This is a genomic window from Shewanella sp. AS16 (genome assembly GCF_021412365.1).
Classification (GTDB): domain Bacteria; phylum Pseudomonadota; class Gammaproteobacteria; order Enterobacterales; family Shewanellaceae; genus Shewanella; species Shewanella salipaludis.
This window is the reverse complement of record NZ_JAKCLK010000349.1, coordinates 1-286: the sequence shown is the minus strand read 5'-3', so window position 1 is coordinate 286 and position 286 is coordinate 1. Positions and strand designations below refer to the sequence as shown.

Genomic DNA, 286 nt, shown 5'->3' with positions numbered 1-286 from the left:
GATACCCAGGAGATACAGTAGCTGGAGATATAGCTGGTGATACCACGTAAAATCATCAGCCCGATCACCACCAGCGGCATCCACATCAGCACGGAGCGATCTGTTTTACCAAAGCCATCATCAAGAAGTGGCTTAAGGAGCGATAACATGAAGGTATCGCTGGCTGCGTTGAGGATTAACGCTACGCCCGCCACGATCAGACCCGCTTTAAAAGGCGCAATGGTTGGCCACAGTCGGCGGAACGTCTGCCACGTAGAGAGATCTTTGTCGTTATGCATTCAAAAAA

General features: G+C 50.3%; 1 protein-coding gene. It reads right to left on the bottom strand.

Annotation, left to right across the window (positions count from 1 at the left end; genetic code table 11):
• The coding region (locus LZP73_RS20600) for an ABC transporter transmembrane domain-containing protein (RefSeq protein ID WP_326490382.1) at positions 1–194 on the bottom strand (194 nt) is incomplete at its 3' end.
• Positions 195–286 lie beyond the last annotated feature (92 nt).